Source organism: Acidaminococcus sp. BV3L6 (assembly GCF_000468835.1).
Taxonomy (GTDB): Bacteria; Bacillota; Negativicutes; order Acidaminococcales; family Acidaminococcaceae; genus Acidaminococcus; species Acidaminococcus intestini.
The window spans coordinates 1-14,486 of the sequence record NZ_AWUR01000048.1 but is presented as its reverse complement, the minus strand read 5'-3'; the positions used below and the strand labels follow the sequence as shown (position 1 = coordinate 14,486).

30 protein-coding genes are annotated in these 14,486 nt (G+C 50.7%); all 30 read right to left on the bottom strand.

The features are described from left to right. Nucleotides 1-27: 27 nt before the first annotated feature. A complete protein-coding gene (gene rplQ / locus HMPREF1246_RS08875; protein ID WP_009015361.1) occupies nucleotides 28-366 on the bottom strand; it encodes a 50S ribosomal protein L17 in 339 nt (112 codons plus the stop codon). A gap of 17 nt (nucleotides 367-383) precedes the next feature. Next, a complete protein-coding gene (locus HMPREF1246_RS08870) occupies nucleotides 384-1,355 on the bottom strand; it encodes a DNA-directed RNA polymerase subunit alpha (protein WP_009015362.1) in 972 nt (323 codons plus the stop codon). A gap of 63 nt (nucleotides 1,356-1,418) precedes the next feature. Beyond that, entirely contained in the window at nucleotides 1,419-2,012 is a 594-nt protein-coding gene (gene rpsD / locus HMPREF1246_RS08865; RefSeq protein WP_009015363.1) for a 30S ribosomal protein S4, read from the bottom strand. A gap of 17 nt (nucleotides 2,013-2,029) precedes the next feature. Further along, nucleotides 2,030-2,422 (bottom strand): 30S ribosomal protein S11, encoded by a 393-nt coding sequence (rpsK, locus tag HMPREF1246_RS08860; RefSeq protein ID WP_009015364.1) that lies wholly within the window; start codon nucleotides 2,420-2,422, stop codon nucleotides 2,030-2,032. Nucleotides 2,423-2,443: 21 nt separating this feature from the next. Further along, nucleotides 2,444-2,809 (bottom strand): 30S ribosomal protein S13, encoded by a 366-nt coding sequence (gene rpsM / locus HMPREF1246_RS08855; protein ID WP_009015365.1) that lies wholly within the window; start codon nucleotides 2,807-2,809, stop codon nucleotides 2,444-2,446. Between the two features lie 19 nt (nucleotides 2,810-2,828). After that, on the bottom strand, nucleotides 2,829-2,942 hold the full coding sequence (gene rpmJ, locus HMPREF1246_RS08850; protein WP_009015366.1) for a 50S ribosomal protein L36: 114 nt from the start codon (nucleotides 2,940-2,942) through the stop codon (nucleotides 2,829-2,831). Nucleotides 2,943-2,971: 29 nt separating this feature from the next. Then, a complete protein-coding gene (infA, locus tag HMPREF1246_RS08845) occupies nucleotides 2,972-3,190 on the bottom strand; it encodes a translation initiation factor IF-1 (RefSeq protein WP_009015367.1) in 219 nt (72 codons plus the stop codon). 12 nt (nucleotides 3,191-3,202) lie between these two features. Beyond that, nucleotides 3,203-3,850, bottom strand: coding sequence for an adenylate kinase (locus tag HMPREF1246_RS08840; RefSeq protein ID WP_009015368.1), 648 nt, complete (start codon nucleotides 3,848-3,850; stop codon nucleotides 3,203-3,205). A 10-nt stretch (nucleotides 3,851-3,860) separates the two neighbouring features. Beyond that, entirely contained in the window at nucleotides 3,861-5,117 is a 1,257-nt protein-coding gene (secY, locus tag HMPREF1246_RS08835; protein ID WP_009015369.1) for a preprotein translocase subunit SecY, read from the bottom strand. Then, entirely contained in the window at nucleotides 5,118-5,558 is a 441-nt protein-coding gene (gene rplO / locus HMPREF1246_RS08830; RefSeq protein WP_009015370.1) for a 50S ribosomal protein L15, read from the bottom strand. It lies immediately after the preceding gene. A gap of 12 nt (nucleotides 5,559-5,570) precedes the next feature. Next, nucleotides 5,571-5,756: a 50S ribosomal protein L30 gene (gene rpmD / locus HMPREF1246_RS08825; RefSeq protein WP_009015371.1), complete on the bottom strand. Its 186-nt coding sequence runs from the start codon at nucleotides 5,754-5,756 to the stop codon at nucleotides 5,571-5,573. A 13-nt stretch (nucleotides 5,757-5,769) separates the two neighbouring features. Then, entirely contained in the window at nucleotides 5,770-6,270 is a 501-nt protein-coding gene (gene rpsE, locus HMPREF1246_RS08820; RefSeq protein ID WP_009015372.1) for a 30S ribosomal protein S5, read from the bottom strand. 18 nt (nucleotides 6,271-6,288) lie between these two features. Further along, nucleotides 6,289-6,651, bottom strand: a complete 363-nt coding sequence (gene rplR, locus HMPREF1246_RS08815; RefSeq protein ID WP_016459951.1) for a 50S ribosomal protein L18 — start codon at nucleotides 6,649-6,651, stop codon at nucleotides 6,289-6,291. A gap of 25 nt (nucleotides 6,652-6,676) precedes the next feature. Next, entirely contained in the window at nucleotides 6,677-7,225 is a 549-nt protein-coding gene (gene rplF / locus HMPREF1246_RS08810; RefSeq protein ID WP_009015374.1) for a 50S ribosomal protein L6, read from the bottom strand. A 29-nt stretch (nucleotides 7,226-7,254) separates the two neighbouring features. Continuing rightward, nucleotides 7,255-7,653, bottom strand: coding sequence for a 30S ribosomal protein S8 (rpsH, locus tag HMPREF1246_RS08805; RefSeq protein WP_009015375.1), 399 nt, complete (start codon nucleotides 7,651-7,653; stop codon nucleotides 7,255-7,257). Nucleotides 7,654-7,685: 32 nt separating this feature from the next. After that, a complete protein-coding gene (locus tag HMPREF1246_RS08800) occupies nucleotides 7,686-7,871 on the bottom strand; it encodes a type Z 30S ribosomal protein S14 (protein WP_009015376.1) in 186 nt (61 codons plus the stop codon). Between the two features lie 14 nt (nucleotides 7,872-7,885). Beyond that, nucleotides 7,886-8,428: a 50S ribosomal protein L5 gene (rplE, locus tag HMPREF1246_RS08795; protein ID WP_009015377.1), complete on the bottom strand. Its 543-nt coding sequence runs from the start codon at nucleotides 8,426-8,428 to the stop codon at nucleotides 7,886-7,888. Between the two features lie 20 nt (nucleotides 8,429-8,448). After that, the gene (gene rplX, locus HMPREF1246_RS08790) at nucleotides 8,449-8,769 is read right to left on the bottom strand and encodes a 50S ribosomal protein L24 (protein ID WP_009015378.1); all 321 of its coding nucleotides are present in this window, start codon (nucleotides 8,767-8,769) and stop codon (nucleotides 8,449-8,451) included. Nucleotides 8,770-8,787: 18 nt separating this feature from the next. Further along, nucleotides 8,788-9,156 carry a 50S ribosomal protein L14 gene (rplN, locus tag HMPREF1246_RS08785; RefSeq protein ID WP_009015379.1) on the bottom strand — a complete coding sequence of 123 codons (369 nt, stop codon included), beginning with the start codon at nucleotides 9,154-9,156 and terminating at the stop codon, nucleotides 8,788-8,790. 50 nt (nucleotides 9,157-9,206) lie between these two features. Continuing rightward, complete coding sequence (rpsQ, locus tag HMPREF1246_RS08780; protein WP_009015380.1) at nucleotides 9,207-9,467, bottom strand: 30S ribosomal protein S17; 261 nt, start codon at nucleotides 9,465-9,467, stop codon at nucleotides 9,207-9,209. A 35-nt stretch (nucleotides 9,468-9,502) separates the two neighbouring features. After that, nucleotides 9,503-9,697, bottom strand: a complete 195-nt coding sequence (gene rpmC, locus HMPREF1246_RS08775; RefSeq protein ID WP_009015381.1) for a 50S ribosomal protein L29 — start codon at nucleotides 9,695-9,697, stop codon at nucleotides 9,503-9,505. Then, on the bottom strand, nucleotides 9,697-10,155 hold the full coding sequence (rplP, locus tag HMPREF1246_RS08770; RefSeq protein WP_009015382.1) for a 50S ribosomal protein L16: 459 nt from the start codon (nucleotides 10,153-10,155) through the stop codon (nucleotides 9,697-9,699). The genes rpmC and rplP overlap by 1 nt, the downstream gene beginning before the upstream one ends. After that, nucleotides 10,155-10,838: a 30S ribosomal protein S3 gene (gene rpsC / locus HMPREF1246_RS08765; RefSeq protein ID WP_009015383.1), complete on the bottom strand. Its 684-nt coding sequence runs from the start codon at nucleotides 10,836-10,838 to the stop codon at nucleotides 10,155-10,157. Before rpsC ends, rplP begins: the two co-directional genes overlap by 1 nt. Nucleotides 10,839-10,866: 28 nt before the next feature. Further along, nucleotides 10,867-11,202 carry a 50S ribosomal protein L22 gene (gene rplV, locus HMPREF1246_RS08760; protein ID WP_009015384.1) on the bottom strand — a complete coding sequence of 112 codons (336 nt, stop codon included), beginning with the start codon at nucleotides 11,200-11,202 and terminating at the stop codon, nucleotides 10,867-10,869. Nucleotides 11,203-11,225: 23 nt separating this feature from the next. Further along, on the bottom strand, nucleotides 11,226-11,507 hold the full coding sequence (gene rpsS, locus HMPREF1246_RS08755; RefSeq protein WP_009015385.1) for a 30S ribosomal protein S19: 282 nt from the start codon (nucleotides 11,505-11,507) through the stop codon (nucleotides 11,226-11,228). 28 nt (nucleotides 11,508-11,535) lie between these two features. Then, nucleotides 11,536-12,366, bottom strand: a complete 831-nt coding sequence (gene rplB, locus HMPREF1246_RS08750) for a 50S ribosomal protein L2 (RefSeq protein ID WP_009015386.1) — start codon at nucleotides 12,364-12,366, stop codon at nucleotides 11,536-11,538. Nucleotides 12,367-12,387: 21 nt separating this feature from the next. Beyond that, nucleotides 12,388-12,678 carry a 50S ribosomal protein L23 gene (gene rplW, locus HMPREF1246_RS08745; protein ID WP_009015387.1) on the bottom strand — a complete coding sequence of 97 codons (291 nt, stop codon included), beginning with the start codon at nucleotides 12,676-12,678 and terminating at the stop codon, nucleotides 12,388-12,390. After that, nucleotides 12,678-13,307, bottom strand: coding sequence for a 50S ribosomal protein L4 (rplD, locus tag HMPREF1246_RS08740; protein ID WP_009015388.1), 630 nt, complete (start codon nucleotides 13,305-13,307; stop codon nucleotides 12,678-12,680). Before rplD ends, rplW begins: the two co-directional genes overlap by 1 nt. 20 nt (nucleotides 13,308-13,327) lie before the next feature. Then, a complete protein-coding gene (gene rplC / locus HMPREF1246_RS08735) occupies nucleotides 13,328-13,987 on the bottom strand; it encodes a 50S ribosomal protein L3 (RefSeq protein ID WP_009015389.1) in 660 nt (219 codons plus the stop codon). Between the two features lie 12 nt (nucleotides 13,988-13,999). Beyond that, nucleotides 14,000-14,311, bottom strand: coding sequence for a 30S ribosomal protein S10 (gene rpsJ / locus HMPREF1246_RS08730; RefSeq protein ID WP_009015390.1), 312 nt, complete (start codon nucleotides 14,309-14,311; stop codon nucleotides 14,000-14,002). Nucleotides 14,312-14,486 lie beyond the last annotated feature (175 nt).

Sequence of the window (14,486 nt, the reverse complement as noted above, 5' to 3'; positions counted from 1 at the left end):
GGTTGTTTTTTATGCCTTGAGACCCAATCAGATGAGTTCCAGAATGGCCATATCAGCAGCATCGCCGCGGCGAGGGCTGGTCTTGTAGATGCGGGTGTAACCGCCATTGCGTTCCTTGTATTTCGGGGCAATGACTTCGAAGAGTTTCTTCGTGGCTTCTTCATCTACGAGGAAGGCCAGAACTTTACGGCGGCTAGCCAGATCATCGGTTTTGGCCGTCGTAATGAGTTTTTCTGCCAGACCGCTGATTTCCTTGGCTTTGGTTTCAGTGGTCTCAATTCTCTCGTTTTTGAAGAAGGCGGTCAGGACGCTACGGAACAGCGCTTTCCGGTTGCTGGAGCTGCGGCCCAATTTTCTGTATGCCATGTTTCGTCTTCCTCCTATTATTCTTCGTCGGAGCTGCGCAGGTGAAGGCCCAGTTCCTCAATCTTATTCTTGACTTCTTCCAAGGATTTGCTTCCGAGGTTACGGACGCAAATGAGCTCGTCTTCCGTCTTGTTGATGATATCCTCTACCGTGTTGATGCCGGCCCGTCTGAGGCAATTGTTGGAACGGACGGTGAGGTCCAGATCGTCAATGGACATCTGGAGCACGGACGATTTCGTTCCTTCCTCATCGGGTTTGCCACTTTCTTCGCTCCCCTGGATTTTGGGAACATTGGTGGTCTTGAAGAGGGCCAGGTAGTTGATCAGGATTTCAGCAGCACTCGTCACGGCTTCATCCGGTCCCAAGCTGCCGTCGGTCCAAACTTCCAGGGTCAGGCGGTCATAGTTGGTGACGTTGCCGACACGAGTGTCGGTGACGCCAAACTTGACGCGCGTGATCGGAGAATAGATGGAGTCGACAGGAATGAATCCAATGGGCTGATCCTTGGATTTGTTCTTATCAGCTGAGACGTAGCCGCGTCCGATATCGACATAGATTTCCATATTCAGGTTGGCGTTCTTGTCGAGGGTGGCAATGTGCAGCTCCGGATTCAGAACTTCCGTATCCTGGTCGGTAATGATGTCGGCACCGGTCACTTCACCTTCGCCGGACTTCTTGATATAGAAAGTCTTGGGTTCATAGGTGCCCTGGTCATCCAGGTTCACCTTGAAGCACAAGGCTTTGATATTTAAAACGATATCTGCGACGTCTTCCCGTACCCCCTCGATGGTGGAGAACTCATGGAGCACACCATCGATCTTGATTCCCGTGACGGCCATGCCGGACAGGGAGGACAGGAGCACACGACGCAGGCTGTTGCCTAAGGTAATACCGTATCCACGTTCCAAAGGTTCCCAGACAAACTTTCCGTATCGTCCATCAGGGGAAATTTCGTCGATAACAAGGCTCGGTTTTTCAATTTCCTTCATGCGGAAGCCTCCTTTTGCGCATTACCACAATACGCAGTATCTATTGTGGAGAACAGTATAAGATTACTTGGAGTACAGTTCGATGATGAGCTGTTCTTCGATAGGAACATCGATTTCATCACGAACAGGCAGACGGTCAACCTTTCCGCTGAGGTTCTGTCCGTCCACAGAGATCCAAGCAGGAACAGCGCTCTTGCCGAGGGTTTCTGCCATACCTTTGAAGTAAGCGGAGCTGCGGCTTCCTTCCATAACGGAAACAACATCACCGGCTTTGACGAGCGCAGAGGGGATGTCCAGGCGCTTGCCGTTTACGGCAATGTGACCATGGGTAACGAGCTGACGAGCCTGACGGCGCGTACGAGCAAGCCCCAGACGGTACACAACGTTGTCCAGTCTGCGTTCCAGAAGGATCAGCAGGTTGGTACCAGCGATGCCTTCCATTTTCTTTGCTTTTTCATAGTAGCCGCGGAACTGTTTTTCCAGAACGCCATAGATGAACTTGGCTTTCTGTTTTTCAGCCAGCTGCATACCGTATTCGCTCTTCTTCTTGAACTGCCGTTTCGGCTGACGGTGAGATTCCTTCATCACACCGACGAAAGCCGGAGACATGCCCAAGGATCTGCATCTTTTCAGAACAGGAGTCTTATCAATAGCCATCTAACACTTCACCTCCATTATACTCTTCTGCGTTTAGGCGGACGGCAGCCGTTATGCGGGATCGGAGTTACGTCCTTGATGGATTCAACTTCGAGACCTGCGGCCTGCAGTGCACGGATTGCGGCTTCACGGCCAGCACCCGGGCCCTTGACGAAGACTTCGATTCTCTTCAGGCCATGTTCCATAGCGGCTTTGGCAGCCGTTTCAGCAGCCATCTGAGCTGCGAAGGGAGTGCTCTTACGGGAACCGCGGAAGCCCATGCCGCCTGCGGATGCCCAGCTGAGGACTGCACCGGTCGTATCGGAAATCGTTACGATGGTGTTATTAAAGGTGGAACGAATATGTGCCACACCAGCTTCAATGTTTTTGCTTACTTTCCGTTTGTTACGGACAACTTTCTTACCAGCCACTCGTCTGATCCCTCCTTACGATTATTTCTTCTTGCCGCCAACGTTCTTGGGGCCTTTGCGAGTACGGGCGTTGTTCTTGGTGTTCTGACCACGAACAGGCAGACCTGCTCTGTGGCGACGGCCACGATAGCAGCCAATTTCCACCAGACGCTTGATGTTCAGGGATTCCTCACGGCGGAGGTCACCTTCTACTTTATATTCGTGATCCAGGAGCTCACGAAGCTTTGCGATTTCAGCTTCCGTCAGGTCACGGACACGGGTATCCGGGTTGATCCCAGTCTTTTCCAGGATTTCGCGGGAAAGGGTCAGGCCAATACCGTAAATATACGGCAGAGCATATTCAACACGCTTATCTCTCGGCAAATCTACACCGGCGATACGAGCCATTATTCAAAGCACCTCCTTCTTAACCTTGTCTTTGTTTATGTTTCGGGTTTTCGCAAATGACCATAACGCGGCCTTTGCGCTTAATGATCTTGCATTTTTCGCAAATGCGTTTTACAGACGGTCTAACTTTCATTGTTGCTGAACCTCCTCTTGCCAATCCTCTTATTTAAACCGATAAGTAATCCGGCCCCGGTTGAGGTCATAAGGCGTCAGTTCGACGGTAACCTTATCGCCAGGGAGGATCTTAATAAAGTTCATACGTATTTTGCCAGAAATGTGGGCAAGGATTTCGTGGTCATTTTCCAGTTTGACCCGGAACATGGCATTAGGCAGGGATTCAAGGACCGTACCTTCTACTTCAATAGCATCTTGTTTCGACACAATCCTGCCTCCTTACTTACCCTTTACAGCCTTGACAACGTCAGCATAGACCTTGTCAATGGGCTGGGTGCCATCGATTTCCTTGTACACGCCGGCAGCTTTGTAATACGCAATCAGAGGAGCTGTTTGGCTATGATACGCTTCCAAACGTTTCTTTACAGTCGTTTCCTTGTCATCATCCCGCTGGTAGAGGGATCCGCCGCATTTGTCACAGACATTTTCCTTTTTGGGGGGATTGAAGGTGACATGGAAGGTTGCGCCACAGGCCTTGCAGATGCGGCGGCCCGTTACGCGGCTGACAAGGTCGGCGTCGGGAACAGCAATGTTCACAGCGGCGTCAAGCTCGATCTTGAGGTCCTTCAGGATGTCATCAAGAGCAGCAGCCTGTTCCTTCGTGCGTGGGAATCCATCCAGGATGAATCCTTTGACACAGTCCGGCTGGCTCAGGCGTTCCCGTACGATTCCAATGGTGACTTCGTCGGGCACCAGTCCGCCGGCGTCCATATATTTCTTGGCTTCCTTGCCCAGTTCCGTTCCATTTTTCACAGCCGCACGGAACATATCTCCCGTGGAAATATGGGGAATTGGGAAGTCGGCAACTAATTTTTCTGCTTGGGTTCCCTTGCCTGCGCCGGGAGGTCCCATTAAAAGAATATGCATATTTTCTCTCCTATTTCATGAAGCCTTGGTAATGACGCATCAGTACCATGGATTCAACCTGCTTCATCGTATCGAGGGCAACACCAACAACGATGAGGAGTGCCGTACCGCCAAAGTAGATGCCGGAGATTCCCGTCAGCCACACGATGATGTTTGGCATCACCGCAATGAAGGCGAGGAATACGGCCCCTGCCAAGGTGATCCTGTTCATGATCTTATCAAGGTAAGCAATGGTCGGCTTGCCAGGACGAAGGCCCGGGATGAACCCGCCATACTTCTTGATGTTGTCGCACATCTCAGGGATGTTGAGGCTTACTGCCGTATAGAAGTAAGTAAAGAACAGGATGAGCAGTACGTACAGTGTTGTCTGCAGCGGAGTGCCCCATTGGAGATAGCTGGCTACCTTCTGCACCCAGGGAACCTGGATGAACTGGGCAATCGTTACAGGAAACATCAATACGGAAGAGGCGAAGATGATAGGCATGACACCGGCTTGGTTGACCTTAAGCGGAATATAGGTCGTATGGCCACCGTACATCTTGCGCCCAACAACGCGCTTGGCGTACTGGACGGGAATCTTGCGGTAAGCGACGGTGATCGCTACGACAAACATCACCATGAGTACGGCCAGGACGGCGAAAATCAGGAGATTGAAGATGTTGATGGTTCCGGCTTGTAAGTACCGGTACATAACGGCCATTCCACTCGGAAGCCTTGAAATGATACCAGCGAAAATGATCAGCGAGATCCCGTTTCCGATCCCTCGCGCCGTAATTTGCTCACCGATCCACATGAGGAGAATCGTACCTGCCGTCAGGGAGACGACAATGGTGAGGTAGGAGAAGAAAGTCGGGTTATTGACGGCAACGCGGAGGCCATAGGCCATGCCGATTGCCTGGATCACACCAAGAACAACGGCTGCGTAGCGGTTGATCTTGTTGATCTTTTTGGCGCCCTCCGCTCCTTCCTTGGACCATTCTTCCAAGGTCGGGATGACCACGGTCAAAAGCTGAGTGATGATCGACGCATTGATATAAGGAGTAATGCTCATAGCAAATATTGAAAATTTGCTGAGTGCGCCGCCGGAGAACAAGTCGAGCAGCCCGAACAGGTTCCCGTTATTGAAAAGCTGTTCGATCATGGCTGCGTTGACCCCCGGAACGGGGATTTGCGTTCCAGCCCTGAATACTATGAACATCGCAAGTGTAAAAGACAACTTCTTTCGGAGTTCTGTAGCCTGCATCAGGTTATCAAGGGCTGAAGCCAATTAGATCACCTCTACTTTACCGCCGGCAGCAACGATCTTTTCCTCTGCGGTCTTGCTGAAGCCACAAGCCTTGACGGTGAGCTTCTTCGTAAGTTCGCCGTTACCGAGGATGCGGATACCGTCGCGGACGTTCTTGACGATACCTTCTTCGATAAGGGATACAGGATCGACCACTGCGCCGTCGTCAAAGCGATTCAGTTCCTCGACATTTACAACGGTGTAATGAGCGCCGAATTTATTGTAGAAACCGCGTTTCGGCAGACGCAGGTATAACGGCTTCTGGCCACCTTCGAATCCAGGACGCTTTACCCCGCCACTACGGGATTTCTGACCTTTTTGGCCTTTACCGGATGTCTTGCCCAGTCCGGAACCAAGACCACGGCCAACACGGACGCGGGATTTCTTGGAGCCAGGAGCGGGTGCTAATTCATGCAGATACATCGCAAGCCCTCCTTAAGCCTTGACTTCTTCGACTTCAACAAGATGTGCAACCTTGTGGAGCATACCACGGAGGGAAGCACTATCTTCTTTTACAACACTGGTACGGATCTTACCCAAGCCCAGGGCCTTAACGGTTGCGCGCTGGTCTTTCGGATAACCAATCAAGCTACGGGTAAGCGTGATTTTAACTTGTGCCATCTCGCTGTCCTCCTTAGCCTAACAATTCTTCTACAGTCTTACCGCGCAGGGCAGCAACATCTGCAGCATTTTTCAGGAGCTTCAGGCCTTCCAGCGTTGCGCGAACAACGTTGTTCGGGTTGGAAGTTCCCTGGGATTTGGTGAGGATGTCTTTGACACCAGCCAGTTCCAGGACGGCACGGACCGGGCCGCCGGCGATAACACCGGTACCAGGGGCAGCCGGTTTCAGAAGGACGCGGCCAGCACCAAAGATGCCGATGATTTCATGAGGAATGGTGGAGCCCTTCATCGGAACCGTGATGAGGTTCTTCTTGGCATCTTCCACACCCTTACGGATGGCTTCAGGCACTTCGGCAGCTTTGCCCATGCCCATGCCAACTTTGCCATTTTCGTCGCCGACAACAACCAAAGCAGAGAAGGAGAAACGACGTCCGCCTTTGACGACTTTAGCTACGCGGTTAATGAAGACGACTCTTTCTTTGAAGCCGTCATCTTGTTTTTCAAAATTAGCCACTTAAATGTCCTCCCTCTGTTAAAATTCCAGGCCAGCTTCGCGAGCAGCTTCTGCAAGAGCAGCTACGCGGCCATGGTACAGGTAACCACCACGGTCAAACACAACGGTCTTGATCCCTTTTTCAAGGGCTTTCTTGGCGATTTCAGCACCAACAACCTTGGCTGCTTCGATGTTGCCGCCGTAGTTTTCTTTGTTGGCCTTTTCAACCGTGGAAGCAGCGACGAGGGTTTCGCCGGTTTCATCGTTGATGATCTGAGCATAGATGTTGCTCAGGGAGCGATATACGTTAAAACGGGGTCTTTCAGCAGTACCCACAATATTTCTGCGCATGCGCACGTGACGTTTCTGACGTGCAGCGTTCTTATCTTTCTTGTTCAGCAAGAGATTCACTCCTTCCTTCTAGAAATTACTTCTTGCCTTTGGCGCCCGCTTTACCAACCTTGCGGATGATATGTTCGCCAACGTAACGGATCCCTTTGCCTTTATAAGGTTCAGGAGCACGCAGGCTACGGATTTCAGCGGCAACAGCACCCACTTTTTCCTTGTCGATACCGGATACAACGATCTGGCTCGGACCAGGAACATCAAAGGTGATGCCTTCGGGCGGTTCCATGACGCAGGGATGGGAGAAGCCGAGCGTAAAGCTGATGGCCTTGCCCTGTTTAGCAGCACGGTAACCAACACCCTGAATTTCCAGGCTCTTGGAATAGCCTTCCGTAACACCGATGATCATGTTGTTGATCAAGGTACGGGACAGGCCGTGGAGAGAGCGATGGGTCTTATCATCGCTGGGGCGGGTCACGGTGATGACGCCGTCTTTGAGTTCCACGCTAATTTCTTTGTTGATCTGGCGGGAAAGTTCGCCTTTCGGTCCCTTGACGGTGACCAGATTATCGTTCACGGTTACCGTAACCTTATCAGGGACGGTAATCGGATTCTTACCAATTCTTGACACTTATAAGCACCTCCGGTCCTAGGATGATCTTACCAAACGTAAGCGATGACTTCGCCGCCAAGTCCAGCCTTGCGGGCAGCCTTGTCAGTCATCATGCCCTTGCTGGTGGAGATAACAGCGATCCCCAGGCCACCCAGTACGCGAGGCAGCTGGTCTTTCTGGGAGTAAACCCGGAGGCCGGGTTTGGAGATACGTTTAATGCCGGAAATAACATGTTCCTTGTTCGGACCATATTTCAGAAGTACGCGGATCACATCTTGATGCTTTCCGGGAACGACTTCGAAATCTTTGATGAAACCTTCGTTCTTCAAAATCTCTGCAATGGCAGTCTTGATTTTGGAACAGGGGATTTCAACTTTATCGTGATGAACCGAGTTTGCATTACGGATGCGCGTAAGCATATCGGCAATCGGATCAGTCATAGTCATTTGCGAATATCCTCCTTCCTGAATTTGCGCTCTTACCAGCTTGCTTTTTTAACACCGGGGATAGCGCCTTCATAAGCGTATTTCCGGAAGCAGATACGGCAAATGCCGAACTTGCGCATGTAAGCGTGCGGTCTGCCACAAATCTTGCAGCGGTTATATTGACGAACCTTGAACTTAGGTTCCGCTTTCCATTTCTCAATCAATGCGGTCTTTGCCACGGTTTTACTCCTCCTTACGCACTGAACGGCATACCGAGCAGTCTCAAGAGCTCTCTGCCTTCTTCGTCACTCTTAGCCGTCGTAACGATGATTACGTCCATGCCGCGGACTTTATCAACCTTATCATAGTCGATTTCCGGGAAAATCAGCTGTTCCTTGAGGCCGATGGAGTAGTTGCCACGACCGTCAAAGGACTGGGGATTGACACCACGGAAGTCACGGACACGAGGAAGAGCGATGTTCATGAATTTATCAAGGAATTCATACATGCGGCTGCCGCGGAGCGTAACCTTGACACCAATGGGCATGCCTTCACGCAGTTTGAAAGCAGCGATGGATTTCTTGGCTTTCGTGATGAGGGGTTTCTGGCCGGAAATAACAGTCAGGTCCTCAACTGCGGAATCAATGGCTTTGCTGTTGGTGACAGCATCGCCGCAGCCAATGTTGATGACAACTTTTTCCAGTTTCGGAAGTTCGTTGACATTCTTATAATTGAACTTTTCCATTAAGCCTTTGCAGACTTCGGAAGTGTATTTTTCTTGCAATCTGGTTGCCATTTGTTCTCCTCCTTCCCGTATTATTTATCGATGACTTCGCCGCATTTCTTGCAAGCTCTGGCGAATCCGTCACCAACAGCCACTTTCTTAATACGGGTCGGTTTCTTGCAAGCCGGGCAGACAATCATGACGTTGGAAGAAGAAATCGGGGATTCCTTTTCCACAATGCCGCCCTGCGGGTTTTTCTGGCTCGGTTTGCTGTGGCGCTTCACAACGCTGACGCCTTCAACGGTAACTTTGCCTTTTTTAGGGAAAGCAGCTACAACTTTGCCTTCCTTGCCTTTATCTTTGCCGGCGAGTACCACAACGGTATCGCCTTTTCTTACGTGTAATTTGGTCATGTTCGCGATACCTCCTTCTTAGAGTACTTCCGGGGCCAGGGAAATGATCTTCATGTAATCTTTTTCACGAAGTTCACGTGCAACTGGTCCAAAAATACGAGTGCCCACCGGGCTCTTGTCGTCTTTGATAACGACAGCTGCGTTTTCGTCGAAACGAATGTAGGAACCGTCAGCACGGCGAGTGCCTTTGACGGAACGGACGACAACGGCCTTTACGACTTGACCTTTTTGGACAACGCCACCGGGTGTTGCATCCTTAACAGCAGCTACAATCACATCGCCGATATTGGCGTATCTACGATAAGAACCGCCCAATACGCGGATACACATAATCTTCTTGGCACCGGTATTGTCGCCAACATTCAGCACCGTCTGTTGTTGAATCATGGTTTACCTCCCTTGCTGAGCAAGACTGCCCAGCAGTCTATCAGTCAATCTTATTTTGCGCGTTCAACGATTTCAACGACACGCCAGCACTTATCCTTGGACAAAGGACGGGTCTGCGCAATCTTAACGGTATCACCAACATGTGCATCGTTGTTTTCGTCATGAGCCTTCAATTTGATGGTATGCATTACGCCTTTTTTATAGAGGGGATGCTGAACCAGACGTTCGATGGCGACCACTACGGTCTTTTGCATCTTGTCGCTAACGACTTTGCCCGTACGCGTAACACGCATGTTTCTTTCTTCAGCCACGAAATGTTGCCTCCTTCGCTTAGGTATAACTCCAATCAGGAGTTAATCTCGCGTTCTCTCTGGATCGTTTTGATCTGGGCGATGGACTTCTTGACTTCACGGATCTTCATGGGGTTTTCCAGTTGTCCCGTCGCCATTTGAAAACGCAGGTTGAAAAGTTCGTCTTTCAAGCCGGCCAGCTTTGCATCGAGATCGCTGCCAGACATTTCTCTGATTTCTTTAGTTTTCATTAAGCTTCACCACCTACTCCATTTTCACGCGCGGTGACTTCGGCATCCAGCTGTTCCTTGCTAACAAAACGGGTCTTGATCGGCAGTTTGTTGCCAGCAAGACGCATCGCTTCGCGAGCAACTTCTTCCGTTACGCCAGCCATTTCGAACATCACGCGGCCCGGTTTGACAACGGCAACCCAGTATTCAGGGGAACCTTTACCACTACCCATACGGGAGCCAGCGGCTTTAGCGGTGACAGGTTTGTCCGGGAAAATCTGGATCCAGACTTGACCGCCACGTTTGATGTAACGGGTCATAGCAATACGGGCAGCCTCGATCTGACGGTTGGTGATCCAGGACGGTTCCAGGGCGACCAAACCATACTCGCCGTGTGCTACACGATTACCACGCATTGCGCGGCCCTTCATGCGTCCTCTATGTTGTTTACGATGCTGTACTCTCTTTGGTAATAACATTATTTCGCCCCTCCTTCTTGCCCTTCAGGAGCTTCTTTCTTAGCGGCTGCTTTCACAGTCGGGAGAACTTCACCTTTATAGATCCATACCTTGATGCCGATGCGGCCATAGGTGGTATGGGCTTCAGCAGTACCATAGTCAATGTTGGCACGCAGGGTGTGCAGGGGAATGCTGCCGTCACGATAAGATTCGGTACGGGCAATTTCAGCACCGCCAAGACGGCCGGAGCAGGTGATCTTGATTCCTTTTGCACCCAAGCGCATGGTACGGCCTACGCACTGTTTCATGGCACGGCGGAAAGCGATACGGCGTTCCAGCTGGCCAGCTACGTTTTCAGCAACGAGGGTAGCGTCCATATCGGGGGATTTGACCTCGATGATGTTGATGTCCAGTTTGCTGTCAGTCAGTTTAGCAAGATCCTTCTTGAGGAGCTCAATATTGCTGCCCTGACGGCCAATGACAATACCCGGTTTAGCCGTGTAGATGGAAATACGCATCTTTTGTTCGGTTCTTTCGATGGCTACACGGGAAATGCCAGCCTGGAACTGTTTATCTTTAATGAATTCACGGATTTTGATATCTTCCAAAAGATATTTTTGATAGTCTTTGTCGGCGAACCACTTGGAATCCCAATCATCGATTACGCCAACCCTAAAACCATGTGGATTAACTTTCTGACCCACTATTCATTCCCTCCTTCTGACAGGATGATTATTTTTCGGATACAGCAACAGTCACGTGACTGGAGCGTTTCAGGATCTTGAATGCCTGTCCACGGGAGCGTGGATGAATTCTTTTCATGGTCGGACCCTGGTCCACAAATGCGCTGGACACTACCAGATTATCAACGTTCATGTCGAAATTATGTTCCGCATTGGCAACAGCCGAGCGAAGCACCTTCTCAATCACTTCAGAACCAACCTTAGGGGTGTACTTGAGGATTGCGAATGCTTCGTTCACGGACTTACCGCGGATGAGGTTGATCACAATGCGCAGTTTGCGCGGTGCGATGCGGATATATTTGGCAACAGCCTTAGCTTCTTCCATCGTATGGTTCCTCCTTCCCCTAATTATTTACCAGCGACAGCAGCCGCTTTATCACCATGGCCTCTGAAGAGGCGGGTCGGTGCAAATTCGCCGAGTTTATGGCCAACCATATCTTCCGTAATGTAGACGGGAACATGTTTGCGGCCGTCATGAACAGCAATGGTATGCCCCAGGAATTCAGGGAGAATCGTAGAGCTGCGGCTCCAAGTCTTGACGACTTTCTTTTCCCCTGCAGCATTCAGGGCATCAATTTTCTTTTTCAGGCTTTCCTGGACGTACGGTCCTTTTTTTACAGATCTGGACACGGGTTATGCCTCCTTTCCCAGTACTTGGTTATTTCGTTCTGCGTTTCAGGATCAGTTTGCTGGAAGCTTTCTTGTTCTTCCGGGTACGAGTACCAAAAGCACTCTTGCCCCAAGGAGTAACAGGACGCTTACGACCAACAGGGGAGTGACCTTCACCACCGCCATGCGGATGGTCGTTCGGGTTCATCGCAACACCGCGGTTAGCAGGACGGACACCAAGCCAACGGGAACGGCCGGCTTTACCAAGGGTCAGGTTTTCGTGATCCAGGTTGCCGATTTCGCCGATGGTTGCACGGCAGTTGATGTGGACCTGACGGAGCTCACCAGAGGGGAGACGGAGCAGGGCATAGCTGCCTTCCTTAGCCATGAGCTGGATACCAGCGCCAGCAGAACGGCCAAGCTGACCACCTTTGCCGATTTTCATTTCGACGTTGTGGACCATGGTACCAAGGGGGATATTGAGGAGCGGCAGCGTGTTGCCGACCTTGATATCAGCTTCGGGACCGCTTACGACGACATCGCCGACCTTCAGGCCCTGAGGAGCCAGGATGTAGCGTTTTTCGCCGTCAGCATAGTTCAAAAGGGCAATGTTGGCAGAACGGTTAGGATCGTATTCGATCGTAGCCACTTTAGCCGGGATATTGTCCTTCGTACGTTTGAAATCGATGATACGATATTGTCTCTTGTGGCCGCCGCCCTGATGACGGACCGTGGTCTTACCGGTGTAGTTGCGGCCGGCATGCTTGTTCAGTTTGACAACCAAAGGGCGATGGGGCTTATCCGTCGTAATCTCTTCAAAGGTGGACACAGTCATGCTGCGTCTAGAAGGAGAATACGGATTAAAGCTTTTAATAGCCATGTTTTGACCTCCTTAGACGAATTACATTCCTTCGAAGAGCGGAATCGTATTGCCACTAGCGAGCTTTACAATTGCTTTCTTGTAATCGGAACGCTTACCTTCAAATCTGCCCATACGTTTTTTCTTGCCTTCAACGCGGACAGTGTTGACGTTAACAACCTTGACATTGAAGATGGCTTCAATGGCTTGGCGGATTTCTGTCTTGTTAGCTCCCATAGCTACCTGGAAAGTATATTTGTTGTCCTTCATCATATCAGAAGTCTTTTCGGTAACGATAGGTCTAATGATGATGTCGCGAGGATTAGCAGCCATTATGCGAGCACCTCCTCAATTCTAGCTACGGCATCTTTGGCCAGCAGTACTTTTTCTGCATTCAGGATGTCGAAAACATTCAGGCAGTCGTTGCTGAGTGCCTTGACTTTCTCAATGTTGCGGGAAGAAAGTTCAACGTTTTCGTTTTCACCGTCCGTGATGATCAGGGCTTTCTTATTAGAAGCTTCGAAGCCTTTGAGCATTTCAACGGTGTTCTTGGTTTTGTTATCGGCAAAGGAAAGACCATCAACGATAACGAGGGAGCCATCGGCAACCTTGGAGCTCAGTGCGCAGCGGATAGCAAGGCGACGGGCTTTACGGGGCATATCGATAGCATGGCTGCGGGGACTCGGTCCAAAGATGGTACCGCCGCCGACCCACAGAGGGGAACGAACGGAACCGGCACGGGCACGGCCAGTACCTTTCTGTTTCCAAGGCTTTCTGCCGCCACCACGGACCATACCGCGGGTTTTGGTAGCATGGGTGCCTTGACGTTCATTGGCTTGCTGCATAACAACAGCCTGGTGGACAACGGCTTCGTTGAATTCTACGCCAAAGACGTAATCCATCAATTCTATTTCTTCACCGGTCTTTTTACCGGTCAGATCGTAAATTGCAACTTTCGGCATTGTAACGCCCTCCTTTCGAATTATTTCTTGTCAGCTTTTTTGACAACGGGGCGAACCGTGTCTCTAAGCATCAGGAAGGTACCAGCGGCACCAGGAACAGAACCCTTGACCATGATGAGGTTGCGTTCTGCATCCACTTTGGCAATCGTCAGTCTTTGAACGGTCGCACTCTGACCACCCAGGCGGCCAGGAAGCTTCTTGCCTTTGATTACACGTCCGCCAGGACCGGAATGCATCGGACCGTTGGAGCCCGGTTCACGGTGGCTCTTGGAACCGTGTTTCATAGGACCACGAGCGAAGTTGTGGCGTTCAATCGTACCAGCGAAGCCCTTACCGCGGGAAACGCCGATGGCGTCAACGAGATCACCAGCTGCAAAGATGTCAGCTGCAATCTTATCGCCGACTTTATATTCAGAAGCTTCAGCAAGACGGAATTCCCGTACGAATTTGACAGGAGCGACACCAGCCTTGTCGAAGAAACCCTTCATGGGTTTATTAACGTGTTTTTCTTTGATATCACCAAATCCGAGCTGAATGGCGTTATAGCCGTCCGTCTCTTCCGTCTTGTTGGCAAGCACCACGCAGGGACCTGCTTCAACAACGGTTACAGGGACGAGCGTACCGTCAGCTTCGAAAATCTGGGTCATGCCTAATTTTTTACCTAAGATTCCTCTAGCCATCATCGCACCTCCTTACGCTTTGATCTCAATATCTACACCAGCAGGAAGATCCAAGCGGGTCAGTGCGTCGATCGTCTTAGGTGTCGGTTCCAGGATATCAACGAGTCTCTTGTGGGTTCTCATTTCGAACTGTTCACGGGAGTCCTTGTTGACATGAGGGGAACGCAGGATCGTGTAGATGTTCTTTTCCGTAGGAAGCGGAATCGGACCAGAAACCTGTGCACCGGTACGTTTTGCCGTTTCCACAATCTTGGAAGCGCTCAGGTCCAGTGCTTTGTAGTCATACGCTTTCAGGCGTATACGGATTTTTTGAGTCTTTGCCATTGTGCTTAATTCCTCCAATCGCCACGTTTCAATGAACGGACATACTCAGCAAAAGTTCCCTTCCTGACCTCTCGGGCGGAAGCCATCTCTTGCCTCATCGCGGGCCCATAATAACATAAAGAAGTGAGGGGCTTTTGTCAAGCCCCTCGCTTGGGCTTTAAAGATTATTTCGAAG